This window comes from Streptomyces sp. TRM64462 (genome assembly GCF_013362995.1).
Taxonomy (GTDB): domain Bacteria; phylum Actinomycetota; class Actinomycetes; order Streptomycetales; family Streptomycetaceae; genus Streptomyces.
Genome location: NZ_JABWDV010000392.1, coordinates 1 through 1410 on the forward strand (window position 1 = coordinate 1; position 1410 = coordinate 1410).

Sequence of the window (1410 nt, forward strand, 5' to 3'; positions counted from 1 at the left end):
GTGACAGGTACCGTGCCCGTGCCCGCGCCGGGTCCCGGCCCCGCGTCCGTACGGCCGTGGGCGCGCCGCGCCGGTCCGCGCGGGCGCAGGGCGAGCGCCGTCGCCGTGGTGGCGGCGACCGGGACGACGGCGAGGAGCGTGAGCGCGGCGGGCAGCGGCAGCGGGTACCCGGCGGCCAGCAGCCCGGACGCCGCCCCGTCGAACGGCATGCCCGAGAGGTCGCCGCGCAGGTGGAGGAAGAAGAGCAGGGCCAGGGCGGAGCCGAGGGTGCTGGACACGGCCGTCGACGCGGCCGCGACGGCGGTGAGCCGGGCGGGGCCGAGGCCCACGGACGAGAGCCCGGGGCGGGGCCGGGTGCTCGGGTCCGTACGGGCCACGGCGACCGCGAGGTGCACGGCCGCGGCCAGCGGCAGGACGCACCAGGCGAGGCGCAGGACCGACGCGGACGACTGGCCCGGGTGCGACACGGCGTGGCCCAGGGCGCAGAGCAGCAGGAAGCCCACGCCGGCGGACGCGGTGGTGACGAGGAGCCGGCGCAGCAGCACCAGGGGGTGGGAGCCGCGGGCTAGACGGAGAGCGAGCACGCGTCGCGGCCCTCCGCTCCGTTGAGGTGGACGGAGTTGTCGCGCCGGCCGTCGAGGAGCGCGACCGTACGGTCCGCGAGCGCGGCCACCTCGGCGTCGTGGGTCGCGAGGACGACGGTGATGCGGTGGGAGCGCGCGGCGGCGGTGAGCGTACGCAGCACCAGCGAGCGGTCCGCCCGGTGCAGGGGCGCGGTGGGCTCGTCCGCGAACAGGACGGTGGGGGTGCCGACGAGAGCGCGGGCGACGGCGACCCGCTGGCGCTGGGCCTGGAGCAGGGCGTGCGGGCGGCGTGTGGCGCAGGTGCCGATGTCGAGGCGCTCCAGCCACTCGAGGGCGGCGGACCTGGCGGCGCGGTGGGAGCAGCCGCGCAGCAGGAGCGGGAGGGCGGCGTTCTCCCAGGCGGTCAGCTCGGGCACGAGGACGGGCTGCGGGTCGATCCAGCCGAACCGGTCGCGGCGCAGCCGTTCCCGCTGGACGGGGCCCATGGTGTGGACGGGCGCGCTGTTGAACCAGACCTCGCCCTCCTGCGGGACGAGCTGGCCGGACAGGCAGCGCAGCAGGGTCGTCTTGCCGCTGCCGCGCGGGCCGTGCACGGCGAGGATCTCGCCTTCGCGTACGCCGAGCGAGACGCCGCTGAGTGCGGGGGAGCCGTTGTGGGTGTGGTGCAGGGAACGCGCCCACAGCACGTCGTTGTCCGGCGGGGCCACCATGGCAGAAACACCTCAGATCCGCTCAGAGCCATTCATGTCCCCCCGAACCGGTCGGAACATAACACGTGGCTCATCGGGCCCCAACGCGGTGCCGCCGTGACAGGAAACGGCCGCGG

1 protein-coding gene and 1 pseudogene are annotated in these 1410 nt (G+C 76.4%); both read right to left on the minus strand.

Going from position 1 to position 1410, the window contains the following annotated elements:
• Positions 1 to 584: pseudogene (locus tag HTZ82_RS22350) on the minus strand (hypothetical protein); the annotation flags it as partial.
• A complete protein-coding gene (locus HTZ82_RS22355; protein WP_175411238.1) occupies positions 566 to 1294 on the minus strand; it encodes an ABC transporter ATP-binding protein in 729 nt (242 codons plus the stop codon). The gene HTZ82_RS22355 and the pseudogene HTZ82_RS22350, both read right to left, overlap by 19 nt.
• Between the last annotated feature and the right edge of the window lie 116 nt (positions 1295 to 1410).

Excerpts from the sequence above, each read along its gene's own strand:
- HTZ82_RS22355 (WP_175411238.1), bottom strand. The coding sequence starts at position 1,294 with ATGGTGGCCCCGCCGGACAACGACGTGCTGTGGGCGCGTTCCCTGCAC.